Here is a 502-nt window from a genome sequence, read left to right as displayed (position 1 = left end):
GTGGGACCAGTAGTAGAAGAAGTCCTGGGCGAGCAGCATGAGCAGGACCGTCCACCACAGGACGGGGACGCGCAGCGGGGTGAGTTCGTAGACCGCGGCGTAGATCGCGACGACGGGTATCTTCCACAGCAGGTCGAAGACCAGGCTGCCGAGCCCCATGGTGACGCTGGTGGCGGCGTCCTTGGCGTCGTACCCGGCGGCGTTCTCGTCCGGGTGAAGCCGGTGGACCACCATTTCGACGACGGTGAGCAGGACGAAGGCCGGGATCGACCACAGCACTACATCGGGCAGGTTCGGCTCCATGCGAGCACCGTAGGGCCGCCCCGGGTGCCGGGCATAGACGTTGTTACCGACAAGTATGCGAGACATGGCGTCACGGGCGTTTGGTGGGTTCCGCCAACTGCCCCGTCGCAGGATTTCCGGCACGGGCGTCATCCGCAAGGAAGAACGCGCTTGCCGTACCGGGAGGTTGCGCCGGTTCGTCCGGTCACGACGGTGGCCG

At 66.1% G+C, this 502-nt stretch carries 1 pseudogene; it reads right to left on the bottom strand.

Going from position 1 to position 502, the window contains the following annotated elements:
- A pseudogene (locus BFF76_RS30485) lies at positions 1–303 on the bottom strand (sterol desaturase family protein); the annotation flags it as partial.
- Positions 304–502: the final 199 nt, after the last annotated feature.

This window comes from Streptomyces mutomycini (genome assembly GCF_001700505.1).
Classification (GTDB): domain Bacteria; phylum Actinomycetota; class Actinomycetes; order Streptomycetales; family Streptomycetaceae; genus Streptomyces; species Streptomyces mutomycini.
The sequence above is the reverse complement of the archived record's forward strand: the minus strand, read 5'-3'. Positions and strand labels throughout refer to the sequence as shown.